This is a genomic window from Streptomyces sp. AC602_WCS936 (assembly GCF_019049125.1).
Taxonomy (GTDB): domain Bacteria; phylum Actinomycetota; class Actinomycetes; order Streptomycetales; family Streptomycetaceae; genus Streptomyces.
Map to the genome: position 1 here is coordinate 1 of NZ_JAGMUF010000115.1, position 1,512 is coordinate 1,512.

Annotated in this window: 1 protein-coding gene and 1 pseudogene; both read right to left on the reverse strand. The window is 68.1% G+C overall.

The features are described from left to right. Positions 1 to 194: 194 nt before the first annotated feature. Positions 195 to 1,244, reverse strand: coding sequence for a hypothetical protein (locus KUM03_RS32335; protein WP_217254132.1), 1,050 nt, complete (start codon positions 1,242 to 1,244; stop codon positions 195 to 197). A gap of 76 nt (positions 1,245 to 1,320) precedes the next feature. Then, positions 1,321 to 1,428, reverse strand: a pseudogene (locus KUM03_RS39370) (IS5/IS1182 family transposase); the annotation flags it as partial. Positions 1,429 to 1,512: the final 84 nt, after the last annotated feature.

The window sequence follows — 1,512 nt, forward strand, 5'->3', positions numbered from 1 at the left end:
CGGGCGTAGATGTCGCAATCCACACCGAACCCAGAAGGCCCTCACCTGTTCAAGCACCCAGCACGCGTGTCACCAACGTCCCGGGACAGCACAGCTAGGGCGTTTAGTTTGGATCACCTGGTAGCTGGAAGAGGCTGCTGGCTGGTGTGACGATCGCGGTGCCCCCGGGTGGCGCGGAGGACTTCCGCAAGGGCTTACTGGACCAGTTCGATGTGCGGGTGGTCCGGGGAGGCCGGGCAGACGTGGAGCTGGAGGTTGTAGCCGCCGACGATGTCGATCAGCGTGAAGTTGCCGTCCCGCGCTCCCAGGGGAGGCGGGGCCGGGTTCGTCGGTTCCTCCTCGGCGACCCAGGTTCCGCTGCCGGCGTCCCATTCCGAGGAAGCGATGGTGAGAAGCGGCACCTCGTCCGTGCCGCACTCGGGGCAGGGTCGGTCCACGGGGTCGCTGAGGCCCCAGCAGGTCCAGCCGCCGGTCTTCCAGCCCGGTGCGTGGCAGAGGTTGTTCAAGTACAGCTCCCCCGGGTCGTACGCGTAATCGCTGTACAGCGCAGGGTCGATCGACGCCCATCGGCTCATGTCCTCCACCTGGGCACGCAACTCCTCCGGCAGCTCTGAGGGATTGGGGTATTCCGTGACCTGTTCCGGTGAGAACAGGCATGGCTCCGGGAGGTACCACTGGGACTGGATGACCGGCGGCTCGGGCGGTGCGTCGAGGACGTCGGTGACAGTGGCGGAGGAGCGCCAGAAGAGTGCGGTCGTGGGGTGGGCGCGTTCGGCGTGGTCGAAGGGGCACCACAGGACCTGGAGGAGGTCCGCGTCGGGCGGGCACGGGAAGGCGATGTCACGGGCGTAGAGCTGAGCGACGGGGAGCAGGGGGACCGGGCCGTCGAACCACGGGCGGCCCACCTTGATCCGCTCCCAGTTCTCCCGTTCCTCGGGGGTGACCTCGGGCGCATCGGGGTCGAGCCGCAGCCGCTCCTCCGCGGCGGCGAGATCGCGGCGCAGCAGCCGGACGTCGTCCGGCGAGTGGACCGTCTGCGACGCGTGCCTGTCGTGCGGCTCGTCGCAGTACGGCCACGGCTCGCCGGCGGGCCACAGGAGCGGCCCGCCGACGGAGCTGTCGTGCACGGTGGGAGAGCCCGGCCGCGGGTGCAGCCGGGTGGCCGTTCGCGCCAGCGGAGCCAGTTGAGGGAAGAGTGCGGCGATGTCGAACGGCCGCGGTGGAGTGGTAAAGATGGCGCTCATAGCTGTGATGCTGGCACCAGCGACTGACAATGGGTGTACCGATCCCCGTCAGCTGCCACCAGATATGTTCCCTGAGTCAGCAGGCGGACCAGAGGAAGATGCCGGCGATATGTAGTCCGGCCAGGTAGATGGTTGCGGTCTTCTCGTAGCGCGTGGCGATGCCTCGCCATTGCTTCAAGCGGTTGGTTGGGTAGGCCGCGCGACGAGGCACCTGCCATGAGCAGGCCCTTTTTCGCACGGCCCCCCTCCGAACCCGCCGTACGAGTTT